26 protein-coding genes are annotated in these 24,814 nt (G+C 54.0%); 20 read left to right on the top strand and 6 right to left on the bottom strand.

What is annotated here, in order from left to right:
* Window positions 1-11: 11 nt before the first annotated feature.
* The 16 genes from fabZ (at window position 12) to modB (ending at window position 10,313) form a co-directional block, all read left to right on the top strand.
* Entirely contained in the window at window positions 12-425 is a 414-nt protein-coding gene (fabZ, locus tag K1558_RS16630; RefSeq protein WP_238652755.1) for a 3-hydroxyacyl-ACP dehydratase FabZ, read from the top strand.
* A gap of 34 nt (window positions 426-459) precedes the next feature.
* Window positions 460-1,845 (top strand): radical SAM/SPASM domain-containing protein, encoded by a 1,386-nt coding sequence (locus K1558_RS16635; protein ID WP_238652757.1) that lies wholly within the window; start codon window positions 460-462, stop codon window positions 1,843-1,845.
* Between the two features lie 31 nt (window positions 1,846-1,876).
* Entirely contained in the window at window positions 1,877-2,065 is a 189-nt protein-coding gene (locus K1558_RS16640; protein WP_238652761.1) for a hypothetical protein, read from the top strand.
* A gap of 38 nt (window positions 2,066-2,103) precedes the next feature.
* A complete protein-coding gene (locus tag K1558_RS16645) occupies window positions 2,104-2,253 on the top strand; it encodes a hypothetical protein (RefSeq protein WP_238652763.1) in 150 nt (49 codons plus the stop codon).
* Between the two features lie 36 nt (window positions 2,254-2,289).
* Entirely contained in the window at window positions 2,290-2,478 is a 189-nt protein-coding gene (locus K1558_RS16650; protein WP_238652765.1) for a hypothetical protein, read from the top strand.
* A gap of 106 nt (window positions 2,479-2,584) precedes the next feature.
* Window positions 2,585-3,886 (top strand): zinc metalloprotease, encoded by a 1,302-nt coding sequence (locus K1558_RS16655; RefSeq protein ID WP_238652766.1) that lies wholly within the window; start codon window positions 2,585-2,587, stop codon window positions 3,884-3,886.
* Entirely contained in the window at window positions 3,849-4,967 is a 1,119-nt protein-coding gene (locus K1558_RS16660; protein WP_238652767.1) for a BtrH N-terminal domain-containing protein, read from the top strand. Before K1558_RS16655 ends, K1558_RS16660 begins: the two co-directional genes overlap by 38 nt.
* Window positions 4,968-5,045: 78 nt before the next feature.
* Window positions 5,046-5,600, top strand: coding sequence for an RNA polymerase sigma factor (locus tag K1558_RS16665; protein ID WP_238652768.1), 555 nt, complete (start codon window positions 5,046-5,048; stop codon window positions 5,598-5,600).
* Window positions 5,601-5,927 (top strand): hypothetical protein, encoded by a 327-nt coding sequence (locus K1558_RS16670; RefSeq protein WP_238652769.1) that lies wholly within the window; start codon window positions 5,601-5,603, stop codon window positions 5,925-5,927.
* Complete coding sequence (locus tag K1558_RS16675; RefSeq protein WP_238652770.1) at window positions 5,905-6,282, top strand: PLDc N-terminal domain-containing protein; 378 nt, start codon at window positions 5,905-5,907, stop codon at window positions 6,280-6,282. The genes K1558_RS16670 and K1558_RS16675 overlap by 23 nt, the downstream gene beginning before the upstream one ends.
* A 23-nt stretch (window positions 6,283-6,305) precedes the next feature.
* A complete protein-coding gene (locus K1558_RS16680) occupies window positions 6,306-6,686 on the top strand; it encodes a hypothetical protein (RefSeq protein ID WP_238652771.1) in 381 nt (126 codons plus the stop codon).
* 24 nt (window positions 6,687-6,710) lie between these two features.
* Window positions 6,711-6,938, top strand: a complete 228-nt coding sequence (locus K1558_RS16685; RefSeq protein ID WP_238652772.1) for a PLD nuclease N-terminal domain-containing protein — start codon at window positions 6,711-6,713, stop codon at window positions 6,936-6,938.
* Complete coding sequence (locus tag K1558_RS16690) at window positions 6,935-7,864, top strand: ABC transporter ATP-binding protein (RefSeq protein WP_238652773.1); 930 nt, start codon at window positions 6,935-6,937, stop codon at window positions 7,862-7,864. Before K1558_RS16685 ends, K1558_RS16690 begins: the two co-directional genes overlap by 4 nt.
* The gene (locus tag K1558_RS16695) at window positions 7,861-8,631 is read left to right on the top strand and encodes an ABC transporter permease (protein WP_238652774.1); all 771 of its coding nucleotides are present in this window, start codon (window positions 7,861-7,863) and stop codon (window positions 8,629-8,631) included. Before K1558_RS16690 ends, K1558_RS16695 begins: the two co-directional genes overlap by 4 nt.
* A gap of 207 nt (window positions 8,632-8,838) precedes the next feature.
* Window positions 8,839-9,621, top strand: coding sequence for a molybdate ABC transporter substrate-binding protein (modA, locus tag K1558_RS16700; RefSeq protein ID WP_238652775.1), 783 nt, complete (start codon window positions 8,839-8,841; stop codon window positions 9,619-9,621).
* 29 nt (window positions 9,622-9,650) lie between these two features.
* On the top strand, window positions 9,651-10,313 hold the full coding sequence (gene modB / locus K1558_RS16705; RefSeq protein WP_238652776.1) for a molybdate ABC transporter permease subunit: 663 nt from the start codon (window positions 9,651-9,653) through the stop codon (window positions 10,311-10,313).
* 481 nt (window positions 10,314-10,794) lie between these two features.
* On the opposite strand, the gene K1558_RS16710 is transcribed toward modB, so the two are convergent.
* Both K1558_RS16710 and K1558_RS16715 read right to left on the bottom strand, forming a co-directional pair.
* Window positions 10,795-12,411 carry a helix-turn-helix domain-containing protein gene (locus tag K1558_RS16710; RefSeq protein WP_238652777.1) on the bottom strand — a complete coding sequence of 539 codons (1,617 nt, stop codon included), beginning with the start codon at window positions 12,409-12,411 and terminating at the stop codon, window positions 10,795-10,797.
* Window positions 12,398-14,203, bottom strand: coding sequence for a sensor histidine kinase (locus tag K1558_RS16715; RefSeq protein WP_238652778.1), 1,806 nt, complete (start codon window positions 14,201-14,203; stop codon window positions 12,398-12,400). The genes K1558_RS16710 and K1558_RS16715 overlap by 14 nt, the downstream gene beginning before the upstream one ends.
* Window positions 14,204-14,423: 220 nt before the next feature.
* Here K1558_RS16715 and K1558_RS16720 point away from each other — a divergent pair, with 220 nt between their 5' ends.
* From K1558_RS16720 to K1558_RS16735, 4 genes are all read left to right on the top strand, one after another.
* Window positions 14,424-15,998 carry an extracellular solute-binding protein gene (locus K1558_RS16720; RefSeq protein ID WP_238652779.1) on the top strand — a complete coding sequence of 525 codons (1,575 nt, stop codon included), beginning with the start codon at window positions 14,424-14,426 and terminating at the stop codon, window positions 15,996-15,998.
* Window positions 15,999-16,088: 90 nt separating this feature from the next.
* A complete protein-coding gene (locus K1558_RS16725) occupies window positions 16,089-16,997 on the top strand; it encodes an ABC transporter permease (RefSeq protein WP_238652780.1) in 909 nt (302 codons plus the stop codon).
* Window positions 16,998-17,021: 24 nt separating this feature from the next.
* Entirely contained in the window at window positions 17,022-17,891 is an 870-nt protein-coding gene (locus K1558_RS16730; RefSeq protein ID WP_238652781.1) for a carbohydrate ABC transporter permease, read from the top strand.
* 44 nt (window positions 17,892-17,935) lie between these two features.
* Window positions 17,936-20,146 (top strand): alginate lyase family protein, encoded by a 2,211-nt coding sequence (locus K1558_RS16735; RefSeq protein WP_238652782.1) that lies wholly within the window; start codon window positions 17,936-17,938, stop codon window positions 20,144-20,146.
* 48 nt (window positions 20,147-20,194) lie between these two features.
* On the opposite strand, the gene K1558_RS16740 is transcribed toward K1558_RS16735, so the two are convergent.
* The 4 genes from K1558_RS16740 to K1558_RS16755 all read right to left on the bottom strand — a co-directional run bounded on the left by K1558_RS16740 (window position 20,195) and on the right by K1558_RS16755 (window position 24,756).
* Entirely contained in the window at window positions 20,195-20,986 is a 792-nt protein-coding gene (locus K1558_RS16740) for an IucA/IucC family C-terminal-domain containing protein (protein ID WP_238652783.1), read from the bottom strand.
* A complete protein-coding gene (locus K1558_RS16745; RefSeq protein ID WP_238652784.1) occupies window positions 20,983-21,936 on the bottom strand; it encodes an ABC transporter substrate-binding protein in 954 nt (317 codons plus the stop codon). Before K1558_RS16745 ends, K1558_RS16740 begins: the two co-directional genes overlap by 4 nt.
* Before the next feature lie 81 nt (window positions 21,937-22,017).
* On the bottom strand, window positions 22,018-23,559 hold the full coding sequence (locus K1558_RS16750; protein WP_238652785.1) for an AraC family transcriptional regulator: 1,542 nt from the start codon (window positions 23,557-23,559) through the stop codon (window positions 22,018-22,020).
* 186 nt (window positions 23,560-23,745) lie between these two features.
* The gene (locus K1558_RS16755; protein WP_238652786.1) at window positions 23,746-24,756 is read right to left on the bottom strand and encodes a helix-turn-helix transcriptional regulator; all 1,011 of its coding nucleotides are present in this window, start codon (window positions 24,754-24,756) and stop codon (window positions 23,746-23,748) included.
* Between the last annotated feature and the right edge of the window lie 58 nt (window positions 24,757-24,814).

Below are 24,814 nucleotides of genomic sequence, written 5' to 3' on the forward strand. Positions count from 1 at the left end.
GGGGGGGCAGTATGAACGAGATCTATTCATTGCTTGAGCAGCGGCCGCCATTCCTGTTCCTGGACAAGCTTCTGGAGCTGGAACAGGGAGTCTGCGCCAAGGCTGTGAAGAATATCAGCATGAATGAGCCGTTCTTCAGCGGACATTTTCCCCGTCAGCCGATCATGCCCGGTGCCTTGATTATGGAGGCGGCCGCCCAGCTCTGTGCCGTTGTCATGGGCAGAGCAGATGAACCGCAGGATAAGCTCCCCGTCCTGATCAAGGTGGAGCTGATGAAGTTCCTGAAGCCTGTCGTTCCGGGAGACCGCCTGGAGCTGGAAGCCCGGCTCCTGTCAGGCACACCGTCATTATTCAAGTTTAGCGTAGAAGGCTTTGTTGAAGGCCGGAAGGCGGCAAGCGGTATTCTCGTATTTTCATTCATCTAGTCAGTATAACCACAATTAAGAGCGGAGGCGCAATATGTACAGAGTCAGCAATTATACGATTTCCATTCCATTAACCGAGGACAAGGACAGATTCATGTTAGTGCACGGATATTCCGGGGCATTCGATATTGTGAACGAGTCGATCCACCAGGCACTGCGCAGCAGTGCAACGGAGGAGGAGCTGCTGCGCGAGATCACAGCCGGGGACAGACAAGTGTTGGAACAGAGGGGATACCTCACCACGAAGACCCAAGAGGAAGAGCTGCAGACACTGGGCAAAATTTCGGAGGTGCTGCATCGGGCAAGCTCCAAGGTGATATCGGTAACGCTGATTCCTACATATAACTGTAATTTCCGCTGCGAGTACTGTTTTGAGAAGAAATTATTCGATAAAGGAAAAGATTACCTGAAGCGCTCCATGGACGCTGAGACGCTTACCGCAGTCTTCGGCCAGATTGACAAGTATCGGGAAGAGGGCTACCAGATTGGCCAGGTGACCTTGTTCGGCGGGGAGCCGCTGCTGCGGACAAGCTATTCCGTAGTGAAGCAAATCGTAGATTTGTGCAAAGAAAGAGAGATTACGCTGTTCGCTGTAACCAACGGCCATGATCTGAAACATTATCAGGACCTGCTTACCAAGGACGGGATCAATTCGATCCAGATTACCCTGGACGGCGAGGAAGCAACGCATGACAGCCGAAGATACCTCGCCGGAGGCCAGCCGACCTTCGCCCGGATCGTGGAGAATATCACGATGGCGCTGGAGCAGGGAGTTCATGTGGCCGTCCGTTCCAATGTCAACAAGCGCAATATGGCCCAGCTCGAAGGATTGATGAAGCTCTACCAGGATAAGGGATGGACGGACTATCCGAATTTCAGCTATTACTTCAAATCGACGCATAAATGCTATGAAGAGCCAGCGGAGGCTATCACTGACGTAGAACTGATGGAGAAGCTGAATTCCATATACGGCGGTGTCGAAGGCTTCTCCTTCAATAGTATCTACAGCAATCTGACCCGCACCCTGGGCAGCATGTTCAAGAGCGAAGGCTATGCCCCGCTTAGGGCCGGGTATTGCGGAGCCACCACCGGGATGTTCACCGTTGATCCCTATGGAGACATCTATCCCTGCTGGGATGTTCTGGGCGACCGCGAAGAGAGCATTGGTGTGGTCAACCTGGAGCAAGCGTGCTTTGATCTGAATGAACGCTCTGCATTCTGGCGGGGACGGACGGCTGACAAGATTGAGGAGTGTGCCACCTGCAAATACGCTCTGTTCTGCGGCGGCGGCTGCGGGGCTCATGCCAACATTGCCAATAAAGATCATTACACGGCATACTGCGAGAATTTCAAGCTGATTTTTGATGAGGTGGTTGCCGGCCTGTACAGCAAGATCCTGAAGGAACCGGCACAGGTATAGACAGCATCCCTTCCGAAAGGAGGTGACAACTATGCAGACAGAGACTGTTCAATCGTTGAACAAGAATGTTAGCTTCAATGAGCAAATGGATATTCTGTTCCAGGAATTAACCGAGCGGACCGAAATGTCCTGTTCCAGCAATCATTGTACGATCGTTAGTACCACTCCAGGCGGGGGGTCGTGTCTGGGCAATATTTCTTTCTGTGATGTGAACCTGTAAGTCTGTAGCTTCTATATTACGTGAAGGAGGTGAGAACAATGGAAAAAAGCATCCAATCTGTAAATCAGAGCATTGAGATTGATGAACAAATGGAATTATTATTTGAAGAATTATCCGAAAGAACAGAAATGAGCTGCTCAGGCAATGCTTGTGGCGGTAACATTTCAGGATGTATTGTTGCAGCGTAAATGCATTTAACTGAACCGTGAAAGTGTGGTGATAAAATGATCCAATCTTTGAACAAAGAAATCCGGGTGAACGAGCTGGATGAGATGATGCTTGAGCTGGAGGAAAGACCAGAAATGATCTGCTTCTTCCATGCCTGCGGCGGCGACCTCGGAACCGGCTGCCTCCCGGTAGCCTGTGCAGGATACCTGGGCCCAGGTATCGGGGTTTGTCTCTTGGGTACTTAATCGGCTACATATCATCATGAATAAGACAGGTCGGGATGTTGTGCTCCCGGCCTGTCTACCTATAACGCTGATAATATGATCTATCTTCTGAGAAAGTAGTGATGTTATGAATCAGCAGCTTGTTCCGAAGCTTAAGCAGGAAGTAACGGTTGAACAATTCGATTCCAGTATGATCAGTGCCAGCTACCTGCTCAGCCATGGTTCACGGCAATGGCAGATATCGGAGCTTGTCTATAGTGTAGTATCTCTCGTGAACGGCAGGAATAGTGTGGAGGAGATTTGTAGTCAGGTGAATACGACGGGCGGACCGCGGATCGAACCCGAGTCCGTCCATTATATTATACATGAGCTCCTATGGAAGAAGGGGGTGCTTGAAGGTTCAGAGAATACGGACGCTCCCAAGAAATCGCTGACCCAGAGCTTATGGCTGCGGGGGACGCTGATGAAGGCGGGCCTCGTAGGGAAATTCCGGTTCCTGGGTGTGCTGTACAATCCCAGAATATTCGTCTATCTTGCGGGCATCGGGCTGATCTCACAGCTATGGCTGTTGTCTTATTTGCTGCATCCCGGAACCTATCAGGCTGTACTTAACACCAACGGCCAAGGCTTCCTGTATCTTCTGGGTACAGGGCTGCTGGTCACGTTGTTCCATGAGCTGGGTCATGCCAGTGCGGCTATGCACTATAAGATTGCACCCGGGAATATAGGCTTTGGAATCTATTATGTCATGCCGGTGTTCTATTCGGATGTCACCAAGGTATGGAAGCTATCCCGGATGCAGCGGGTGATGGTGGATGTCGGCGGCATCTATTTTCATTCCCTGCTGCTGCTCGCGATTTATAGTGCCGGCTGGCTGTTCTCCAATCCCTACTTAATGGTGTGTGCCATCGTGTTATCGGTAGAGACGGTGCTTAATCTGAATCCGTTCATCAAGCTGGACGGGTATTGGATTCTGTCCGATTTAACGGGAATCCCCAATCTTCAGGAGCAGATGAAGAAGTTTCTGGCAAGCAAGGTCAAGGGCTTGTTCCGCCGTACTGAAGAGGTGAAATTCAACCTTCCTATCGGCAAAAAGGAAAAGGTATTCTTCTATATTTATGTGGTCAGCAGCTCCTTGTTCATGACCTTTTTCTTCTATTGGATCTTCTCGATGGCTTACACGGTGCTCACCCATCTGGATAAATTGCAGGCCATCGTGATGGTGGACTACAAGAATCTGTCTTTATGGAGCGCAATAACACAGGTGTTCCGGAATATCTTCAATAATTTTGTTTATCTGATTTCATTATTTTTTGTGGGGAGAATGGCTTACGGATTCGGAGGCAAGCTGATTCGTCCTGTTGCATACGCTATCCAGAGGAGGGTCCGGCGTGAGAAAACAGATCAGCGGGTTTCAGAGCATTCCTGAACGGGAAATGCTGGATTGCCGGATCACATCCTTCAGGGAGATTCTGAGATATTATGGAATTATGCTGGATTCCGCCCCGATCTTCCTGTTATCCGGCGGTGCGGGATTCCAGTTCGGCCATCTTGCACTGCCGGAGCTTGCGGGGGTGAAATTCTGGTTCGCAGGCAGCTCTGTGCCCCGTCTGGAAGAAGAATTCATGAACCGTATCTCACTTCCCCGGCAGAAGTACTGTATTGCCAATGATTCTGAGGGTTGGGAGGTCATCAAGGGGTTCACGGACAGGGACACCCCCCTGCTCATGATGTTCGACAGCAGATACATAACCAGCGGGCCCGCAGACGGGGGAGCCAGTCTGGGTAAGCTGTATAACCCGTCCATGACTGTTTTTGCCGGCTATGACACTGAACAGGAAGAAGCTTATATTGTGCTTCATCAGAATGACCGTCAGTCAGTGCTGCTGGTCACCTCCTTGCCTGATTTTTTGGGTTCACGGAACCATACAACCATCCCTTTCTCACCCGAAGGCATCTGTTATGAGCTGACCATAGATCCATCGTACCGGGAATGGTTAAGGGCTGAATATCCGCTGCTTCTGAAGAGTGCAATGCTGGATACGTGTGAGCGCATGATCGGGAACCGGCCGATGGAGGCACTTGGTTCCGGGGCAGAGATTACGGATTGTGTACAGGGGATCTCAGGAATGAATAGACTGATTACAGAGATGGAGCAGTATGCTTCGGAGCTGACCGGGGCAGGAGGGTTCAATGCCAAGGAGTTTGTTGTGACCTTTCTGATCCTAAGGGCTAACCTGGAGCAGGGCAGCTATACCTGCAGCAGAGAAGAGTTCGGCCGCAGCCTGCAGAAGGTCGCCGGCCTGTACGATCCTGGGGCGCTCCATGAACTGGGGCAGGAATTCATAGAGGCCGGCGGGCTTTGGCGCAGTGTTATGCGGCAGCTCTATAATGTAAGATTCCGTACTCAAGATCCTGCTGCTTATCTGGGTGAAGTCATAGCGATGTTCAGGCAGATTAAGAATAGGGAGCAGTTGCTGTTCAGCCGGCTGAACAATATTTTGCAATGAATAGGAATTAAATTGTGAATTTCCGAACAATATCCAAATCACTTCGTAATGTAGGTTGAAAGGGCGGGCGGAGAACAGATGATGACAGACCAACAGCTCGTTGAAGGATGCAAGTCAGGCCAGCCGCAGCATCTTGAGCTGCTCATTGCCAGGTATAGGGATGATCTGTACCGGTTCTGCCGTCATCTGACGCTGAACCGGCAGGATGCCGAGGATCTGTTCCAGGAGGTATGGGTGCGGGTGATCCGCAAGCTGGAGAAGTATAATGCGGAGCGTCCATTCAAGCCCTGGCTGTTCCAGGTGGCCTTCAATCTGTACCGCGACCACTACCGGAAGTGGAAAAGCGTGTACGCCCTCTGGAATTGGCTGTCTTCCGATGCAGAACTGGTTCAGCTTAGAGACCCAGAGCCTTCCGCAGAGGAGAACCTGCTGCGGAGCGAGGAGCACCGGCAGCTGGAAGAGTGTCTGCGCGGCTTGCCTGCCCGTTATCTGGCCCCCCTGGTGCTGTATTACTACGAAGAGTTCAGCTATGAAGGAATTGCAGAAGTGCTGGGTGTGCCGATTGGGACTGTCAAATCCAGATTGAATCAAGGCAAGAAGCTGCTTCACAGTCTAATGAAGGAGATGAATTGATTGAAGGAGCCCGGAGACAATGAACGGCTGCTGAAGGAATATTTCAATACCCCGCTTACCCCTTCGCCCCGGCTGGTCGTAAGCACGCTCCGGCGGATACAGGGACGGGAGAGGATGGGCATCATCGCCGGATTAATGGCGCTGCAATGGCTGGTATTCATTTCGATGGCAGGGTTCTTCCTGGCAGGTCCGGCGGCGCTGCCCTGGATCATCAGCCTGCTGCTGCTATTCGTTCTGGTGGAAATGATTGCCGCCGCCCTATTATTGTATCGTATTACAGGAGGCAGGGAGGGATTGGAAGCTTATGAGAATTCACTTCACCGTTGAGAAGTTTGTATTCTGGGGGCTTACAGCCATCGTCCTGCTAAGCTGCATTGCACTTGGAGTAGGCATCAGTCCTTATATGGATGACTTTCTGGAGGAGAATCAGACCTGGCTGATTGTAATGAACCTGCTGGCCCTGCTGTTTCTCAGCCTTAATGTTCTGATTGCCGTATTTATATACAAGGATGCATCCCGGCGGAGGATGAATGCCTGGCTGTGGATGACAGCGGTAATCTATATTCCCAACTTCATCGGCCTAATCCTGTATCTGCTGGCAAGGAAGCAGCCGCGCAATGCAATAACCGCTGATTCAAGCGTTGGGGGTATCCGCTGTCCGCACTGCGGCCATCTAATCTAAACCGGGGAGTGTTAAGAATATATATGAATAAGAAATGGATAACGTTGGGCCTCTTGATCACTATGGTACCCTTGCTGCTGACTGCCTGCGACAAGAGAATGATGTTCGTCGGCTCCAGCACCAAGAGCAAATTAAGCGCATCCTATAAGCTGTTTACGGGCACGGAAGAGAAGAAGCTGAATATGAAGAGCGGCGAAACCCTCAATATGGATTACAATTCCAAGGTCGAGAAGGGCGAGTTGTCCATGAAGTTGTATGGGCCTGACAATGAGGTGCTCAAGGAGCTAGGGACCAATGAGTCAGGAACGGAGAAGGTAGAGGCTGACAAGGACGGGAAATACCGGATTGAAGTTAAAGGCGAGGATACCAAGGGAAGCTTCGAGGTTGCATTTAAGGTTGAATAATGGTCTACAAGGGGATGTGTGGAAATGGAATTCGGTACATTTACAATCGGAGAGAATGTGGATTCGAAATTCTGGCTGATGTTGTCGCCGCTCATCGTGCTTCAGCTTGTATTATGGATCATTGCTTTTGTGGATATAGCCAGAAGAACCCGCTTTCGCTTCGGCAATAAGTGGATCTGGTCGCTGATCGTGATTTTTGGGAATATTCTCGGTCCTGTGGCCTACTTCCTGCTGAGGGGAGAGGAAGAGTGAGTTATATTCTGGAAACCGAGAAGCTGACCAAAACCTTCGGCTCGTTCACCGCTGTTCATGAGATGACAGTCCGTATCCCGGTTTCATCGGTATGCGGCATTCTGGGAGGTAACGGGGCAGGGAAGACTACGACCTTGAACATGCTCTGCGGGCTGTCGCGTCCTACTTCGGGAGTCATCAGGATTGATGGAGAGGTGCTGGAATTCGGCAAGTCTCGTTACTCCCGGCTCGGCTTTGTCCCGGATGTTCCGCAATATTATAAATGGATGAAGCCCAAGGAACTGATGCGGTTTGTAGGGGAGTTGTACTTTATGAGCGGCTCTGCACTAACCAGCCGGATAGAGGAACTGCTGCACAAGGTGGGTCTGGAAGGCTGCAACAAACGAATCGGGAGCTTCTCCCGAGGCATGAGGCAACGGCTCGGTATCGCCCAGGCTCTGTTGCCGGAGCCGAAGATTCTATTGCTGGACGAACCGACCTCGGCCCTGGACCCGGTAGGTAGAAGCGAGGTGCTTGAGCTGATCCGTACGCTTGCTGGAGAACTGACAATTCTATTGTCCTCGCATAATCTGTATGAGGTTGAACAGATCTGTGACAGGATTCTGATGATTGATAAGGGGAAGGTGATTGCGGATGACACACTGGTGAGCATCAAGAGTAAGTCCGCACTCAATACCCTTGAGCTTCAGACAGAGAGCATGGAGCTTCTGCAATCCGCAGCTACCTTGCTAATCCAACACAAGCAAGTGCTGGATGTTGAGATTCTGGAAGAGCGGAATGCATTAAGTATGAACGTAGCTGATCTAAGGGAAGCGCAGCTCTATATCCCGCAGCTGCTGTCGGGTGCAGGGATTCCCCTGACGCTGTTTCGGATGACGGAGCCCACATTGGAACAATTTTTTCTGAAGATGGTGAATGCCCGGTGAATATTAAAGTGCTGTTCAGGAAAGATCTGAGAGAGATGATGGTCAGCAAGAAGGTGCTGATTCTGTTAGGAGTGTTTATTTTTTTTGCCTTATCAGGCCCGCTGTCTGCGAAGTTTGAACCCGAATTAATGAAGGCTTACTCGAATAAGCTAGGCCCGGGAAGCGTAATTCATGTACCGGCCCCTGTATACACCGATGCCTATAAGGATACTTTTAATAACCTCAAGCAGGCGGGCATTATCGTGGTGATTCTGCTGGTATGCGGAACTATGGTAGATGAGAAAAAAAGCGGAACCGCTGCGTTTCTGCTGACAAAGGGGCTGTCAAGGACCTCCTTTCTGTTAAGTAAGGTTGCCTCCAGAGTGCTGATGTTTACCGCTGCCTGCGGTGCGGCTGGTATCGTATGTGTCCTGTACACTTATCTGATTTTTGGTGAATATTCTCTTCCGAATTTGTATCTGGCTTTTCTCTTGTATTGGGTGTACGGGATTTTTGTAATCTGTGTTTCCATGTTGGCCAGTGTAATGGCCCGGACGTTTACCCAGGCTTTTTTCACCGGGTTTGCCGCCTATTTTGTCATAAGTCTGCTCAGCCTGGTGCCTTATCTGGACCGTTATATACCCGGGAGGCTGAACGCCATTAACCAGGATATTCTTTCCGGGGCAAGTCTGCAGGAGCATTGGTTCGTACCTGCGGGCATCTCTTTGCTGCTGTCGGCAGGACTGGTCTTCCTGTGCCAGCGTATTTTTCAGGAGCAAGAACTTTAGCAGGGGAACCACTACATATCGTTTGGATACAAGACTCTTCCTTATATATAAGGCAGGGTCTTTTTGGCATGAGGATGAGGGGAATCCCTGGTTTCATACTAATTATAACTAAATATATACAAACATAATCAAATGTATTGTATAATCCATTGTAACTTGCTAGAATATGATCAAAATATACGAAAAAGCAATGGGGAGGAATGGAGCATGCTGAAGAAGTGGTTGATGGGATTGCTGGTGCTTCTTACGGTAACGGGTGTGTCGGCGGGTTCAGCTGGAGAGGTCGAGGCGGCAGTCAAGAAGACCGAGATTATTGTCTCCGCAGCGGCGAGTCTCCAGGACAGTCTCGACAAGATTGCAGTACAGTACGAGAAGCAGCATCCCGATATTAAGCTGGTATTCAATTACGGCGCGTCGGGCACGCTGCAGAAGCAGATTGAGCAGGGGGCCCCGGCGGACCTGTTCTTCTCCGCAGGAGATAAGCAGATGAATGCTCTGGTGGACAAGGGGCTGGTCGGGGATCATAAGGCGCTGCTGAAGAATCAGCTGGTTGCTGTGGTGCCTTCGAATTCGAACACGAAGCTTACCTCCATTACAGATCTTACCGGGCCAGCCTTCAAAAAGGTGGCGGTAGGCCAGCCGGAGTCGGTACCGGCCGGGCAATATGCCCAGCAGTCCTTGACCGCAAAGAAGGTATGGGATACGCTGCAAGGCAAACTGGTCTTCGCCAAGGATGTCCGCCAGGTGCTGTCCTATGTAGAGACAGGTAATGCGGATGCCGGCTTCGTCTACAAGACAGACGCGCTCACCTCAAAGAAGGTGAAGATTGCCCTGACCGTGGGCGGTCATGTGCACAAGGCGATTAATTATCCGGTGGGTATTGTGAAGGATTCGAAGCATCAGACGGAAGCCAAAGCGTTCTACAGCTATGTACAGACCGCTGCTGCCAGCTCCGTCTTCACCGGCTACGGCTTTCAATTGGCGAAATAAGTAACTTCTATTAGATAGGGTGACAAGAGATGGAGATCCAATGGGCCGATTTTTTCGCCCCGGTCTGGCTGTCGGTGAAGATAGCGGTCTTGACCAGCGTCATCGTGTTCCTGCTGGCGGTGCTGGCTGCGCGGAAAATGGCGGGGCGCCGATTCTTCGGGCATAACCTGGTCGAGACGGTGCTGCTGCTACCTCTGGTGCTGCCCCCGACCGTAGTCGGCTTCGTCCTGCTGGTGGTCCTCGGGCGGCGGAGCTGGATCGGCAGGCTGTATGAACAGTTCACGGAGCAGACGATTCTGTTCACCTGGGGAGCGGCGGTCATTGCTGCTGTTGTGGTGGCTTTTCCGCTGGTATACCGGACGGTCAAGGCGGGGTTCGAGGGCGTGGAGAAGGACCTGGAGGATGCCGCGCGGGCGCAGGGAGCCAGCGAGCTTCAGGTGCTGCGTTATGTGACCCTGCCGCTGGCCGGGCGTTCACTGGCCGCAGGTTATGTGCTCGGCTTCGCCCGCGGTCTGGGGGAGTTCGGGGCAACGATTATGGTGGCGGGCAATATTCCGGGCCGCACCCAGACCGTGCCCACTGCCATCTATGTAGCGGTAGACGGCGGCAACATGACGCTGGCCTGGATGTGGGTCGGCTCAATCATTGTGATTTCCATGCTTATGCTGATGTTTGTGAACCGACGCTCCTGAGTGATTGAGGTTAGGTCAACAAGGGCAACCCCCGTCCTCACCGGGATTTCCGGTGAGGACGGGGGTTTTTCGGTAAGCCGGAAATCGGCTGGTGTGTGGTGAGCGGGCCGAATGTAATCGAAAAACCGATCACATTCGGCGTGACGGAGGCGCATGGAGCAAATGTAATCGAAAAACCGACCACATTCGGCGTGACGGAGGCGCGTGGAGCAAATGTAATCGAAAAACCGACCACATTCGGCGTGACGGAGGCGCGTGGGCAAATGTAATCGAAAAACAGGCATGACAAGACAGAGGCCTTGTCACCCCCAGGAATGAAAATAAGTGGGTGGTATCCGTCGCACCCATTCTAAATGAGGCTGTAGTTGTTCAAAACCCGTTCTGCGGCGCATTATCCGATACTTCTATTTTCGTATTAAACCGACCACATTGGCTACATTGGGCGTTTGCGCGGGCGCGTAGGCCATGCTGCTCTCTGACTTTATAGGCTTTGTGTCCCCTGCCTGCGGTAATCGGACGGGGAGACGCCGGTCTCCTTCTTGAAGATACGGTTGAAGGACCGGTAATTCTCGAACCCGATCGATTCGGAGATCTCGAAGGTCTTGTGATCGGTGGTGAGCAGCAGCAGCTTGGCCTGTTCAATCCGCAGCCGGGTCAGGTATTGGATGAAGCTCTCACCGACCGCCTTCTTGAACATGGAGCTGAAATACGGCACGCTGTAATTAATCGAAGCGGCCAGTTCCTCCAGCTTATAAGGATAGCTGAGATCCTCACGCATCTGCTGGATAATCCGGGTGATCGAGGCATCGATCTTCCGGCCGCCCCCCTGAAGCTGCTGGAGCTTGCGGAAATAATCACAGGTGATCTCATGCACCGCGTTGAAGGTCTGGCACAGCTCCATCTGTACCCGCAGGTCGGCCTCCAGCTCCGCACCGCCTTCCGCGCCAATCACATTATGGCTCATATCCAGGAACACCCGCAGATATAACGATTTCATCTGCTCCGGGTCCCAGGATTGCTCCATCGCCTGGCGGTGCAGCGACTGGCGCTCGTGCTCCAGTGCGGCTGTGCTGAGATGCGGCTCCAGCAGCGCCTTCTTCAGCACCTTGCTCCAGAAGCGGCTGAGCGGCTCGGGAATCCGCTGGAAGCCGGCCAGCTGCTCCCATTCCCGGATGCCGATGCTCTCGTTCGAGCGGTAGAAGAACGGATAAGAGGCAGAGGCCAGCCGCTTCAGTGCCTCCGGGCGGGCCTCCGGCTCCTGGCCGAAGCTAAATAGCAGGGCGATGCATCTCATTTTGAGATTCGCGGCGAAGGATTCCAGCACCTGCTCCAGGAAGCCCTGGCGTTCGGGCTTCCGCGCATCGTTGTACAGGGCGAGGAACCGCCCTTTGTCGAGGGCGATCACCTTGTGCGGACCGATGCTGCCGAGCAGCTCCTTCAGCACGTTCACGCCGGCGAACTGCCACAGCTTCAGCTCCTCTAACTGGTCGATCGGGAAGCGCAGGGAGCCGCGGTCCAGCTCCAGCAGCAGCACCTTGACGCCTTGGCCGTGGAGCGGAAGCTGCGCGTCCTCCAGGCTGCGCAGCCACTTGGCTTCCGCCGCCGGACTGCGCAGCATATCCAGGAACAGGCTCTGCTCAATCTCCAGCTCACTCAGGCGGACCTGCTGCTCCAGCTGGAGATAGTTGTCTCTGGTCTCGCCGCGTGAATCCGCCTTGGCTGCCAGCTCCTCCATCGTCCGGGTCAGGAGGCCGGGATCGGAGAGGCAGTCATCCTTAATCAGATAGGAGGCTGCCTTCAGGCGAATCGCCTGCTGCGCGTAATGAAAGTCCTGATGGCAGGTGAGAATGATGATCTGCGGAGGGCGTGCGCCGCTGGCCTCAATCTCGCGCAGCATCTCCAGCCCGTTCATGCCCGGCATCGTAATATCGGTCACGACCAGCTCCGGCTGATGCTTCAGGAACAGCTCCAGCCCGTCCCGGCCGTCCTCCGCTTCGCCCACAAGGGTGAACAGATCTGCCCGCTCTTCTATGAAATGGCGAAACACTGTTCTTGCCGGGATCTCATCCTCCACAAGAACAACTCTATATTGGCTCATGTGGCTCCTCCTTAATCAGCACGCTCTCCGCCGGCAGCAGCATCCGGATCGTCAAGCCTTCGCCCGCAGTGCTGGAGAGCAGAATCTGTGTATCTGCTCCGAACAGCAGCTTCATCCGCATCCATACATTCTGCAGTCCGATGTTCTCGCCGGATTCTTCCTGGTGCAGATGGAGCCGCAGCTTCTTGAGCTCCGCTTCGCCCAGGCCGGTGCCGTCATCTTTAATATCAAGCACAATATGGCTGCCGCTGGGACTGCGGAACACCCGCACCCGGATATGGCCTTCGTCCGCCTTGAGCGGCAGAATTCCGTGGAACACCGAGTTCTCAATCAGCGGCTGCAGGCTCAGCTTCGGAATCTGCAGCCCCCGCAGCGGCTCCTCAATCTCGGTCTCCAGATGGATCTGGCACTTGTAGCGCATATTGAGCAGTCCGACATAATCGGCGAGATAATCAAGCTCTTGCTGCAGCTGAACCGTCTGCTCGAAATTCTCCATGGAATAGCGCAGCAGCGCGACCAGCCTTCCCATCAGCGTATTGATCTTGTCATAATCCTTCATCATCGCGAACATGCGGATGGTATTGAGTGTATTGTACATGAAATGGGGGTTGATCTGCGACTGCAGCGCCCGGATCTCCAGCTTGCGCTTCAGATCCTCCGAATCATGCAGGTCCGCCACCAGATCCTGAATGCGGACCGCCATCGTGTTAAGCATCCGGCCCAGATCCCCAATCTCATTATTGGCAAAATGGGTGACCCGCGCCTCGAAATGCCCCTTCTTCAGCGCATCCACCTGACGCTTCACCGCCTGCAGAGGCCGGTAGAGCTGATACCCGAAGCCGACCACGCACAGCGCGCCCAGGCAGGCCAGAACCAGCAGGAAATAGGTGACCGTCCGCCGGATAATCTCGGCGCTGGCCGTCAGCTCCTTCGACGGAATCTCCGAGAGCACGATCCACTTGTCGTAGGTGGAGGTCTGCTTAACCGAGACAATCGACGAGCCTGAGGCGAACTGGTCCGGGCGGTTCAGCTCCTTCCAGCGCGCCAGAATCTCCTGCACCCGCCGGGCATCCTCCTGTTTCTCCAGCTTGCTGGTTGTGGCAATCGTTAAGCCGTCTTCAGTCAGCAGCGAAATCGAGCCCTTGCTGCCGAGCTGGATATTCTCGATCTGCTGCTGATACTGGCTGTTGCTCATCGAGATCAGCAGCACGCCCTTCAGGTCTTTATATAAATCAAACGGGACCCGTGAAATATAATAGGTGGAAGATTGCAGAATGCCAAGCTCCGGCAGCGAGTGCTTGTCCAGGAACAGATTGGGCCGCCCCGAAGCCAGATACGCTGCAATCAGCGGACGGTACGGGGAATCGCCGAGCATGGCCGGGGCTTCTGTGGAAGAGAGCACTTCTCCCGTGACGGCGGAATAGACCTGCAGCCCCTCGACATTCCCGATGATGGCCGATGCGCCGCTGAGCACCGAGATCAGATCCTTTTTGCGGACCACCTCTTCAAAATATTGCGCCGAAGGCGACACCAGCGCGCTCTGAATGGACGAGATCCGTGAGTACTGCTCGCTTAATTCCCGCAGACGGGTCATCGTGAGCTCAATCCGGTCGATCACCTGATTCACCAGTTGAGCGTTCAGGCGGTTCACCTGCTGCTCTACCGTTGTGCTGGAGACGCTTACAGAAATGAAGGACAGGACGACCAGCGGAACGACAGAGATGGCGAACATGACCACAATCATCTTAATATAGAAGCTGCGCCGCAAAAAGCTGATAAAAGGAGAATTCATAACGCCACCTCCCAAGGGGTTTGGACTTGGAATGCCGGGCAAGCTATCCTAAACAGATTATAGTACATTGGTGAACCGGGTGATACATAGACTCCGGCAAATCTTAAAAATGGTGACACTTTGGCTGGAATCCGGCATGTTCTTACGTTCCGGCGTCTTCTATAATCCAAAGTGTAAGCCGGATGTAAACGCAAACAATACAGGCAAATGGGGGATGACAATGAGTTTGACTAGAAAGCTTGTACCGGTTGTGGCCACTGCGGCCTTAATGGTAACGACACTGGCGGGCTGCGCCGGAGATAAGAATTCAACTGCAGGCAGCAGTACGGCAGCGCCGGAAGGCGGAGCACAGACGGATACGGCAGGCAAGCCGGCCAGCATCAAGGCAATGACGATTCTCTTCGGCAACCCGCCGGAGATGACGAATAACAAAGCGCTGGAGGATCTGGAGAAGCGCGGCAATGTAGACTTGAACGTCACTTTTGTACCATCTGAGGCCTATACGGATAAGCTCTCTGTAGCGGTATCTGCCGGAGATTCCTACGACCTGCTGCTGATGGACGGCGGGAAGGATGACAAGTTCAATAACCTGGTGAAGATGGGTGCCTTCCATGATCTCACTCCTTATATTGAGAAGACCAAGAATATCAGCCAGATTGATGAGGTGGTCTGGAACGGGGCCAAGATCGACGGCAAGTCCTACGGGATTCCCCGGCCGCGCGGCCTGTACGGCGGTGGTGAAGCCAACATCCTGATCCGCAAGGACTGGCTGGACAAGTATAGTCTGCCCGTTCCGAAGACGATCGATGAGCTGACGAATGCGCTGAAGGTGTTCAAGGAGAAGGACCCGGCCGGCGGCGGCAAAACGATTCCGTTCACGATCTACGGCTCAGACGGCGTGAACAGCCCCGGACCATTCTCCGGCGTTCTACCCATTCAATATGCCTTCGGCATCCCGAATGTGTGGAAGCTGGAGGGCGATAAGGTTGTCCGTGATTTCCAGACGCCTGAATACAAGGCCTTCCTGGAATGGCTGAGAGACTCCTGGAGCCAGGGCCTGATTGATAAGGATGCACCGGTGCTCAAGAATCAGGGTCAGGCCCGGAGCAAGTTCCTGGCAGGCACTGCGGGTGCTTTTGTCGGGAATGTCAGTGATATTGTGGAGACCAACGTGGAGAAGCTGAAGCAGACCGACCCGAACGCTGAAATTGCAATTGTCGATGTGCTGGAAGGGGCGCAGGGGCAGAAGGGTGCTTCGGTCCTCTCCGGTTACTACGGACTGTGGGTGGTACCAAGCTCAGTGAAGGAAGAGAAGGTCCAGCAGATTGTCGATTTCCTGGATTTCACCGCCTCCGAAGAGAATGTCGCCTTCTCCAAAGCGGGAGTTACGGGCATTCATTCCAGCGAATTCAAGGATGGGATGGCCGTGCAGACCGAGGAGCAGAAGAAGCAGTATGAGCTCGATAAGCCGAACAACTTCATCCTGGAGAACCGCGCAGATCCTTATGTATACGCCAACTCCAAAGAGCCTGAGATCCTGAAGCTGCAAAAAGAAATTCTCGATACCATCAGCAAGATCGGCGTGGAGAACCCGTTCCTCAGCTACAACTCGCAGTATGCCAGCAAAAACCCGGACAGCTACAAGAAGATGAGCGCTGTCATGACCAAGTATGTCCTGGGTGAAGGCGTCTGGGAGGATGTGCAGAAGGAAATTGATGCCTGGACCAACGGGCCGGGTGCGGAGATTACCAAGGAACTGCTGGACCAGTACAAGGCAGAGCATCCGGCCAAGTAACACAACAACCATAACAACAACCATATATACAGAGGCAAAGGAGGGGGCTTTCCCCTTTCTTTTGCCCATTTGGATAAGGAGGCTGAGCCTGTGCAGAGAGCATTACGACCCAAGCGGTTTCATCAGCTATGGCCCTTTTATTTACTGGCAGCACCGGGCATTCTCTATTTTCTTGTTTTTCATTACATCCCGATGTCGGGACTCATTCTCGCCTTCAAGGAATACAGCCCGTTCAAGGGCATGATGAACAGCCCCTGGGTGGGGCTGGATAATTTCCGACAGTTCTTCGGAACCTCCGATTTCTATATGCTGCTGAAAAACACACTGCTGATCAGTCTGCTGAATCTGGTCATTTATTTTCCGTTTACGATCATTCTGTCTCTGCTATTAAATGAAGTGCGGCTGAAGGTGTTCAAGCGGGTGTCGCAGACTATCGTCTATCTGCCCCATTTCCTCTCATGGGTCGTCATCTACGGGATCACGATCTCCTTCTTCGGCCCGTCCGGCGTCATTAACCATTATCTCGGCCAGTGGTTCGACGGCAGCGCAGGCTTCCTGGTCAGCAATGAATGGTTCCGGCCGCTGATCATCTTCCAGGCGATCTGGAAGGATGCAGGCTGGGGGACGATTATTTTCCTGGCGGCACTGGCGGGAATTAACCCCGAGCAGTACGAGGCGGCCAAGGTGGACGGGGCCAGCCGGCTGCAGAGCATCTGGCACATTACTCTTCCGGGTATTAAGAGCACGATTGTCATTCTGCTGCTGCTCCGTCTGGGGTCGTCGCTCGATTCCAACTTCATGCAAATCTTCCTGATGACCAACAGCCTTAACCTGGATGTCTCCAATGTATTCGATCTGTTCGTCTACCATGTCGGCCTGGAGCAGTTCAATTACAGCTTCGCGATTACAGTAGGCATGTTCAAATCCGTGGCCAGCCTGATCCTTGTCGTCGGTGCTAACTATGCGGCGAAGCTGATGGGCGAGGAAGGCATATTCTAGAACAAGAACAGGAGTGGAGAGGTTATGAAGCTGAGGGCAACCTGGTTTGATACGATAATAGTCGTCATTATTTGCTTAATTAGTCTGCTGGTCATTCTGCCTTTTCTATATATTATAGCGGTCTCGTTCAGTCCTCCCGGTGACTCGATGGCCGGCAATTTCTTCATCTGGCCCAAGCACTGGACGCTGGATGCCTACAGCTATCTGCTGAATGCGAATACGTTCCTGACCTCGGTCAAGAATTCGGTAATTATCACGGTGATGGGGACGCTGCTCAGCTTGTTTGTCTCCATTACACTGGCGTATGCTCTATCGAAGAAGTTCCTGCCCGGGCGGCGTGTGCTGCTGCTGGTGATCTTCTTCACGATGATCTTTCACGGAGGCATGATTCCGAACTATCTGGTCGTCAAAAACCTTGGCCTGATCGATTCCTACTGGGCCGTGGTGCTCCCGGCAGCCTCCAGTGCCTTCAATATTATGGTCATCCGCTCATTCTTCCAGAGCCTGCCGGAGAGTCTGGATGAAGCGGCCCGGATTGACGGGGCTGGCGAGTTCAGAATTCTGTACTCGGTGGTGCTGCCGCTGTCGAAGCCGATTATTGCCACGTTCACGCTGTTCTTCATGGTTCAGTTCTGGAATGAGTTCTTCTCGGCGGTGATCTACCTGAACGATACGTCACGCTGGCCGATTCAACCGCTCCTGCGGCAGATGGTGGCGATCAGTGCCTCGAATATATCGGCAGAGGCGGCGGTGGATGCCCAGCTTGCCGCGAACCTCGGACCGAATGTCCAGAATGCGGCCATTCTGCTGGCGATGCTGCCGATTGTAATGGTGTATCCGTTCCTGCAGAAGTATTTTGCCAAGGGTGCGATGCTCGGCTCCATTAAGGAATAGAATCGGAAGAAGCTCAAGCGAAATCAATAAGGGTGAGGGTTCAGATGACAATTGGATATAAAGATCTACGCCATAATCCGAAGTATACCAAGCCGCAGATGTCAGACGGTGAATTCCTGCGCACGATGCTGGATCTTACGAAGCCGGAGCTGGCCGGTGTGGCGGCGAAGCTGGCGGAAGGCGATGTCCCCGGTGCGCGGGATGCCTATTTGGAGTTAATTGCAGCAGGTAACAACGGGAGATATTACTTTAATGTACAGGAAGTGCCTAAGCTGATGGCGTATGCGGCCAGCAGATACAGCGCAGAAGAGGAAGCGCAGCAGGATATTGCCGAGGCGGACCGGATTGTGGAAGGGGATATTCCGCTGTTCAAGGGAAGAAGAGTGGTCTTTCACAATGGAGCCTACGACTGGAACAGCTGGCTGTTCGACAGCTCGCAGTATCAGCTCCATCTGACCCGGTTCGTCTATGTAAAGCGCTTGTCGAGAGCGTATGCACTGACCGGCGATGAGAAGTACGCCAGATGCTTCAATGAGATGCTCGGTCACTTCATCGATGACAACCCGATGCCGGTCGACGGGACCTTCCGGGCCGAGCATTCGACCTGGGACCCGCTCTCTGTCGGTGTAAGACTGTTCATGCTGCCTGAGGCGTTCATCACGTTCTTCAGCTCCCCGGCCTTCGAGCCGGAGGTGAAGCTGAAGCTGATCAAGTCCTTCCATGAGCATGGGCAGTATGTGCGTGCCTATCATGCCAGCGGGGGCAATCATGTCTGTATGCAGCTTCGCGGTCTGATCCAGACCGCACTCCTGCTGCCGGAGCTGAAGGAATCCGCCGAATGGCTGGAGTACGCCGGGAGTAAGCTGCCGGGATACATCCGCGAGAATGTGTACCCTGATGGAGTCCAGTTTGAGGGCAGTCCGAACTACCACCATATCGTGATGCGCGATCTGTATGAGCTGGTGGCCTTGTATCAGAAGCTGGGCAGGGATGCCGGAGAATACCGCGAGACGCTGGAGAAGATGTATGTCGTCATGATGCATCTGCTGGCACCGGACGGGCAGCTGGTTAAGTTCGGTGATACCGATGTACAGGTGGAGAGCGAGCTGCGCAATGTCATGAGCCTGGGCGCTTATCTGTACCAGCGCGGCGATTTCAAGACACTGGGCCATGAGCGGCTGCCGTTCTCGCTGTTGTGGCGGCTGGGGCCGGAGGCAGCGGCGGCGTACGACCAGCTGCGTGCGGAGGAGCCAGCCGCAACGGCGGCCTGCTTCCCGGAGGGCGGGTATGTGGCCTCCCGGCAGGGCTGGAACCGCCGTGACATGTATATGGCGATGCGCGCCGGGGTGGGCATTGGCGGACATGCGCATTCCGATGCGCTCAGCCTGGTGCTGTACGCGGGCGGCCGCGAGCTGCTGGCCGATTCAGGCATGGGCTTATTCGAGTGGAATAAGGAGCGGAAGTACGCGGTATCCACCCGGGCCCACAACACGGTAGTGGTGGACGGGCAGGACCAGCATGTCCGCAGCTTCCACTGGAATACACCGCCTACGGCAAGCTGCCGGATCTGGGATACCCAGTTCAATGAAGCGTATGATTATACGTATGCCAGCCAGTACGGGTACACCCGTTACGAAGATCCGGTAATTCATTCCCGCAAGGTGCTGTTCGTCAAGAACAGCTACTGGCTGATTGTAGACCTGTTCACGGCCGGCGGGCAGCATAACTATGATCAGTACTTCCATCTGCCGCCCGGCGGGGCCGGGTATGACAGCCGCAGCGGGGAGGTGTTCACGCAGCTGGAGGGAGCCAACTTGCTGCTGAAGGCGCTGCCGGCCGGACTGGCGGAGGACCGGCTGGTTCTGGAGCCGGGGCTGATCTTCAGGCAAGGCCGATACGAGGAGAGTCCGGTAGTGAAGCGATCCCTCGCTGTGACGGGTACAGCAGCTATCGTAACGCTGGCTGTTCCGTTCACCGGCGCGAAGCCGCAGGTCAAGGCTTCGCGCCTGCCTGCCTGGCAGAACGGACAGCTGCTCTCACTCCATGAGGCGACGGCGCTGCGGGTTGTGCTGGAGGACCGGGTGGATGAGATCTGCCTGTACCACAGGAGCATTGATGTGGAGGGCTATCTTGACCATACCGGTAACGTCATCTCCGAGGCGCTGCTCCCCCGCAAGGCAGAGCCGGAAGGTATCGCCTTCGCCGGAGACAGCTATAACCGGGATGTGGTTGTTATTACGGGTCTCCGGGCATAGCGCAGCCGAAATGAACAACGCCCATCCGGTTCGGGATGGGCGTTGTTGTCATGAATTCAGGATGAGCCGACGCTCTTCCGGAGATAGTCTGGGGCAGGTGCTGCAATACTCACCGGCCTCAGGTCCGGTCTTGATCCGGTAGGCCAGGCAGCAATGGGTGCGCAGATAGAATGGGGGGCTCTGCCCCTGAGGGTGCTCATACCTGCGGAACCGCATAGATAACTCATCCGGCTTCTCCGGCTGCAGCAGAATGTTATAATCCTGACTGATGACCAGGCCCCGTGTCTCTGAGTCCCACAGTTCCCTGTGTGTATGCAGCTGTCCATACAGAGTATGCAAATTATGCGCCACCAGCGACCACATGACCTTCTCCTTGGCTCCTGTATAACCTGATACAGCCCCGAATACCTGCCGCAAATGCTCCAGCAAAAGTTCCTGATACCCCGCAAGGCGGGCCTGGCGTGCTGTCATATCGTTAACAGTATATTCGCCGGAGGCTGCCCTCTCCGCCTCATACCGCATGATCCCTGCGTCTGTTAATCTGAACCGCAAAGCGCCGGGCCGCAGAGACAGCGGAGTGTCGAACAAGCTGATGGAGGCGACCAGGCCCATGATCAACACGGAATACCTCTTGGCAAACAAGGTTCCGACCACATATCCTGCAGGCTCCCCAAGCTGAACCGACTGCTGGCGGATAATGAGTGACAGCCCCGCTGCATCCAATAAATCCTCTGTACTGTAAGGAAAGGAAGGATTCCGGTTCTCCGCCACGGTCACGGCACAATGCTCCTGCAAGAACATGTTGATCCGCTCATGGTTAAACAGCTGACCAGCACTCATTTCCCGATCCACGCCAGTATTTCATCAATGATCTCCCCGCGGCCGATGACTCCCCAGCCCTTGAAGAGCCAGAAGGAGTCAGTCTCATGGACTCTTCCCTCCCGCACGGCGGGGATGTTGCTCCAGAGTGCACTATCCTGCATATTTCCCAGAAAATCACCGGCATTGGGATCGGCCTCCAGGACGATGAAGTCTGCCCCCAATTCCGGTATTTTCTCCAATGATAAATCCGCTCTTTGCTCTTCGGGTGTCAAGGCGGCAGGCTCAAATCCGAGATCCTGGTAGAGCAATACATTGGTAGGATGGCCTTTTTGTGCGTACACTTGAAGTGCTTTTGCACGTACACGGAGGTAGGCGAGTTGTTTGTTGTCCAGTGCCTTGATTTTCTCGCTGGCTTGGGCTGTTTTTTGTTCCAGTTCGGCGATTTTTTGCTTCGCTAGATCCGTCTTGTCATACATCTCTGCAATGGTAAGAAGATCCTTGGTCCAAAAGGAAGTATCATCGCCATAATCGAGCCACTCATTTCCCAGCACTACGGTAGGAGCGATTTGATTCAACTGTTCGTACGTATTCTCGGCTGTACGGCTCTCGATGAGAATAACATCCGGCTCAAGCAAGGCAATGGCCTCCAGATTGGGGTTATCCGCCGAGCCTACAGTAGCCACCCCTTCCAGCATGCCCGCGAGGTAGGGAAGGTAGTCTCCTCCGTACCGGGCCTCGGTATTCACACCGTAAGGTTTCTCGCCAATCGTCAGCAGATGATCTATATACTCTGCCGTGAGAACCACGATCTTCTCAATTTTTGACGGAATCACAGCTTCTCCCTTCAGGTGGGCAATCGTGCGGGTGCCAGAATCAGAGGAAGGCTCTGCGGTTGTATTGTTGCAGGCGGCCAGTAACAGCATTAGAACGGCCAGGATCAGAACCTGGATAGATTTCATTCTGTACATAAGCTTCTATTCTCCCTTGTTTAATAGATAATAATAATCATTATCATTATGATAGGAGAACGGTACACACATTACAATGGATTATAAACCTGTATTGGGATGGATAATTCTATCGTCACGTATACCTATCCGGGATGCGATATAAGACATGGCCCACATTCTGCCTGCTGGCCCAAGGGTTCTGAACAACAGGTCTCCTGCATTAAATACACGCCCTTGCTTCACGGCTTCGAGTGAGCACCATTCCGGGGATGACAGCAGAGTGTCTAACCGTTGCCTGGATTCAGGGGTAGCGTCAACAGCCAGAAAAATGTAATCCGGATTATACCGGGGAAGCTCAGAAAGCTCAAAATCAACAGCCCAGGTTTGTTCCAGCAAGGAGTGGGGCGGACGTAGTCCAAGCTCTCTGTACAGAAGCGTTCCTGTCTGATTGGAGGTGCCGTACAGGCGGTAGAATTCAGAGCTGACTCTAATGAAAGAAACCGCTGGGAGCTCATCCCGTTCCCCCAGTCTCAATCTAAAAATATGCTTCTGCTCGGTGTAGCTGTTCACCCAGTCCTCCGCCTGCTGCTCTCTGCCCAGAATACGGGCTAACCGGAATAACTGCTGCTCCACATGATCCGTATGCGGAAGGACAACCGTCGGGGCGATGGATTCCGGCACCTCGCCTGGCAGCAGGCGGTCGCTTCCTATAATCAAATCAGGTCTGATATAGGCCAGCTTCTCATAGTTCAACCGGGAGCCGCTCAAGCGGACAATCTCCTGCTCCTGTGAATTCAGCTTAGGCAGGGCAACATTTCTTGACACCCGCTCCCGGTAAGACAGTGCTGCGACTGGAGTCAGCCCAAGGGTCATCAGGTAATCATCCAATCCATAATAAAGCACAGCAATACGGATATGGCGGTTCTTGAGATAGCTGGCCGGAGCTACTCCTTCCGATTTTTTGAACACCCGGCTGAAATAATGCTCGTCCCTGTAACCGACTTCTTTGGCGACCTGCTTGACCCGTTCGGAGGAGAACAGCAGTTGCTTGGCTCTTCTGATCCGTTCCTGCAGCAAATAGGCCATGGGTGTCTTGTCTGTAAGCTGTCTGAAGGCTCTGATAAAATGATTGGTGCTCAGCCCGGCCATCTGTGCCAGCTGCGCGACTGTAAGCTGTTTGCTGTAATTCTTCTTCATATAATCCAGTACAATGTCCATCCCCGCCGCCTTGCCTGGCAAGAGGCGGTCATGTGGCTGGATAAGCATCGCGAGCAGCTGCTGCAGCCGGTACTTTGCGCGCATGATATCCTCCAGGTCCCGGGTACGCTGGAATGCTGTGGCTTGACGTATGATTTCTGCGGCACGCGGATGGCCGTATACTTCAAGCTTTCCGCTTACCTGGAACCGTGGAGGATGGAGGCCCTGATGCCTGCGGTTATTACTTAGCTGCATACAGGAGAAGAATATAACTATGTAACGTACAGCTCCCGTGGACAGAGCTTTGCCTTCCACCGCCGATCCCGGCAGCACCAGGAAGAAGTCTCCTTTATTCGCTGTAAGCGGTACTGCGTTGAGGGTGATTTGCCCTTTGCCCTCGGTTATATAGCATAATGCATAGTGATGAAGGACTCTCCGGGGCAACAGATTCCCTTCTGCATTACTGCAGGTATAGCTGTGTACTCCTGAGAAAAATAAGCGCTCCGGTCTAAATGCTGCTGGCGGAATATCGGGCGACATAAGTTCCCCCCCTCTCTGCGGGCAGATCCAAGAGACGCTCCGGCGGCAAGCCTGCAACCGGACGTCCCTTAGGTGATGTCTATATGGGCTTCAAGTCTCGTAAATCACAGTGCCAGTCTCGCCGAGGTCGTAGCTGTGGATGGAGCTGAGCTCGCTGCGGAAGGCCTCTGAGCGCAGAATATCGAGGACTGCGCCGATCCACGGCTCATTCTCGGGCTTCTTGACCATGACCAGATCGTAGCACTCCCGGATCAGCGGGATGAAGTCGATGCCGTCTACGATTCTGGCGGCCTTCTCCGTGCCGATGCCGACATCGGCTCCGCCCCGGGCCACCATGCCCGCCACGGCCAGATGGCTGTTCTCTTCATTAGTGTAGCCGTTCAGGCGGGAGGACGGAATGCCATGCAGGCGGAGCTGTTCGTCCAGCAGCACCCGCGCCCCGGAGCCGCGTTCACGGTTAATCAGCGTCAGCCCGCTCTGCTGGAGGTCACTCCAGCCGCGGATGCCGCGCGGGTTGCCCTTCTGTACATAGAAGCCGGCACTGCGGGTCAGCAGATGCACCACGATATAGGACAAGCCTGTAAGCAGCCTGCGGATATACGGCAGGTTATATTCGCCGGTGTCGCCGTCCAGCAGATGGGTGCTGACGATGTCCGATTCGCCCTGGTACATGGCGATGAGGCTGTCCAGGCTGCCGGCATAAGAGCGGAGCGGGCGGGTGGACGGCAGCGTCCGCTCCAGATGGGTCGCCAGAATATCAAGCGACATATCCTGGCCGGTGATGACCACATTCACCCCGCTGCTCTTCAGGGTGTGGGGCGGCGGCGAAGCGAAGGCCTGGTAGGGTGCCGCGAAGGGGCCGGGCGTCTGGGCCGGCGGAGCCTCCTGCACGCCGCTTCCGGGAAGCGGGGGCGTGTAAGCCCCGCTGCTGCGAGAATTCTGCTTGTACCGCTCCAGATCGGAGTGGTCCACGCGCATCTGCTTGCCGACCCGGTAAGAGGGCAACTCGCCTTTTTTGATCAGATCATAGACCTTCAGCTTGGAGATCTTGAGCAGTCTGGCAATTTCCTCGGTCGTATATGAAGTGTTATTATCGGACATCTGATTACCCTCCCAGGGGATGAACTGCAGCAGATTCACAACTGTCTTATCTTGCTCA

Origin of the sequence: Paenibacillus piscarius (genome assembly GCF_022234545.1) — a bacterium.
GTDB lineage: Bacteria > Bacillota > Bacilli > Paenibacillales > Paenibacillaceae > Paenibacillus_AQ > Paenibacillus_AQ piscarius.

Coding starts and splice junctions, on each gene's coding strand:
- fabZ (WP_238652755.1), top strand. CDS start 12: ATGAACGAGATCTATTCATTGCTTGAGCAGCGGCCGCCATTCCTGTTC.
- K1558_RS16635 (WP_238652757.1), top strand. CDS start 460: ATGTACAGAGTCAGCAATTATACGATTTCCATTCCATTAACCGAGGAC.
- K1558_RS16640 (WP_238652761.1), top strand. CDS start 1,877: ATGCAGACAGAGACTGTTCAATCGTTGAACAAGAATGTTAGCTTCAAT.
- K1558_RS16645 (WP_238652763.1), top strand. CDS start 2,104: ATGGAAAAAAGCATCCAATCTGTAAATCAGAGCATTGAGATTGATGAA.
- K1558_RS16650 (WP_238652765.1), top strand. CDS start 2,290: ATGATCCAATCTTTGAACAAAGAAATCCGGGTGAACGAGCTGGATGAG.
- K1558_RS16655 (WP_238652766.1), top strand. CDS start 2,585: ATGAATCAGCAGCTTGTTCCGAAGCTTAAGCAGGAAGTAACGGTTGAA.
- K1558_RS16665 (WP_238652768.1), top strand. CDS start 5,046: ATGATGACAGACCAACAGCTCGTTGAAGGATGCAAGTCAGGCCAGCCG.
- K1558_RS16675 (WP_238652770.1), top strand. CDS start 5,905: ATGAGAATTCACTTCACCGTTGAGAAGTTTGTATTCTGGGGGCTTACA.
- K1558_RS16680 (WP_238652771.1), top strand. CDS start 6,306: ATGAATAAGAAATGGATAACGTTGGGCCTCTTGATCACTATGGTACCC.
- K1558_RS16685 (WP_238652772.1), top strand. CDS start 6,711: ATGGAATTCGGTACATTTACAATCGGAGAGAATGTGGATTCGAAATTC.
- modA (WP_238652775.1), top strand. CDS start 8,839: ATGCTGAAGAAGTGGTTGATGGGATTGCTGGTGCTTCTTACGGTAACG.
- modB (WP_238652776.1), top strand. CDS start 9,651: ATGGAGATCCAATGGGCCGATTTTTTCGCCCCGGTCTGGCTGTCGGTG.
- K1558_RS16710 (WP_238652777.1), bottom strand. CDS start 12,411: ATGAGCCAATATAGAGTTGTTCTTGTGGAGGATGAGATCCCGGCAAGA.
- K1558_RS16715 (WP_238652778.1), bottom strand. CDS start 14,203: ATGAATTCTCCTTTTATCAGCTTTTTGCGGCGCAGCTTCTATATTAAG.
- K1558_RS16720 (WP_238652779.1), top strand. CDS start 14,424: ATGAGTTTGACTAGAAAGCTTGTACCGGTTGTGGCCACTGCGGCCTTA.
- K1558_RS16730 (WP_238652781.1), top strand. CDS start 17,022: ATGAAGCTGAGGGCAACCTGGTTTGATACGATAATAGTCGTCATTATT.
- K1558_RS16735 (WP_238652782.1), top strand. CDS start 17,936: ATGACAATTGGATATAAAGATCTACGCCATAATCCGAAGTATACCAAG.
- K1558_RS16740 (WP_238652783.1), bottom strand. CDS start 20,986: ATGAGTGCTGGTCAGCTGTTTAACCATGAGCGGATCAACATGTTCTTG.
- K1558_RS16745 (WP_238652784.1), bottom strand. CDS start 21,936: ATGTACAGAATGAAATCTATCCAGGTTCTGATCCTGGCCGTTCTAATG.
- K1558_RS16755 (WP_238652786.1), bottom strand. CDS start 24,756: ATGTCCGATAATAACACTTCATATACGACCGAGGAAATTGCCAGACTG.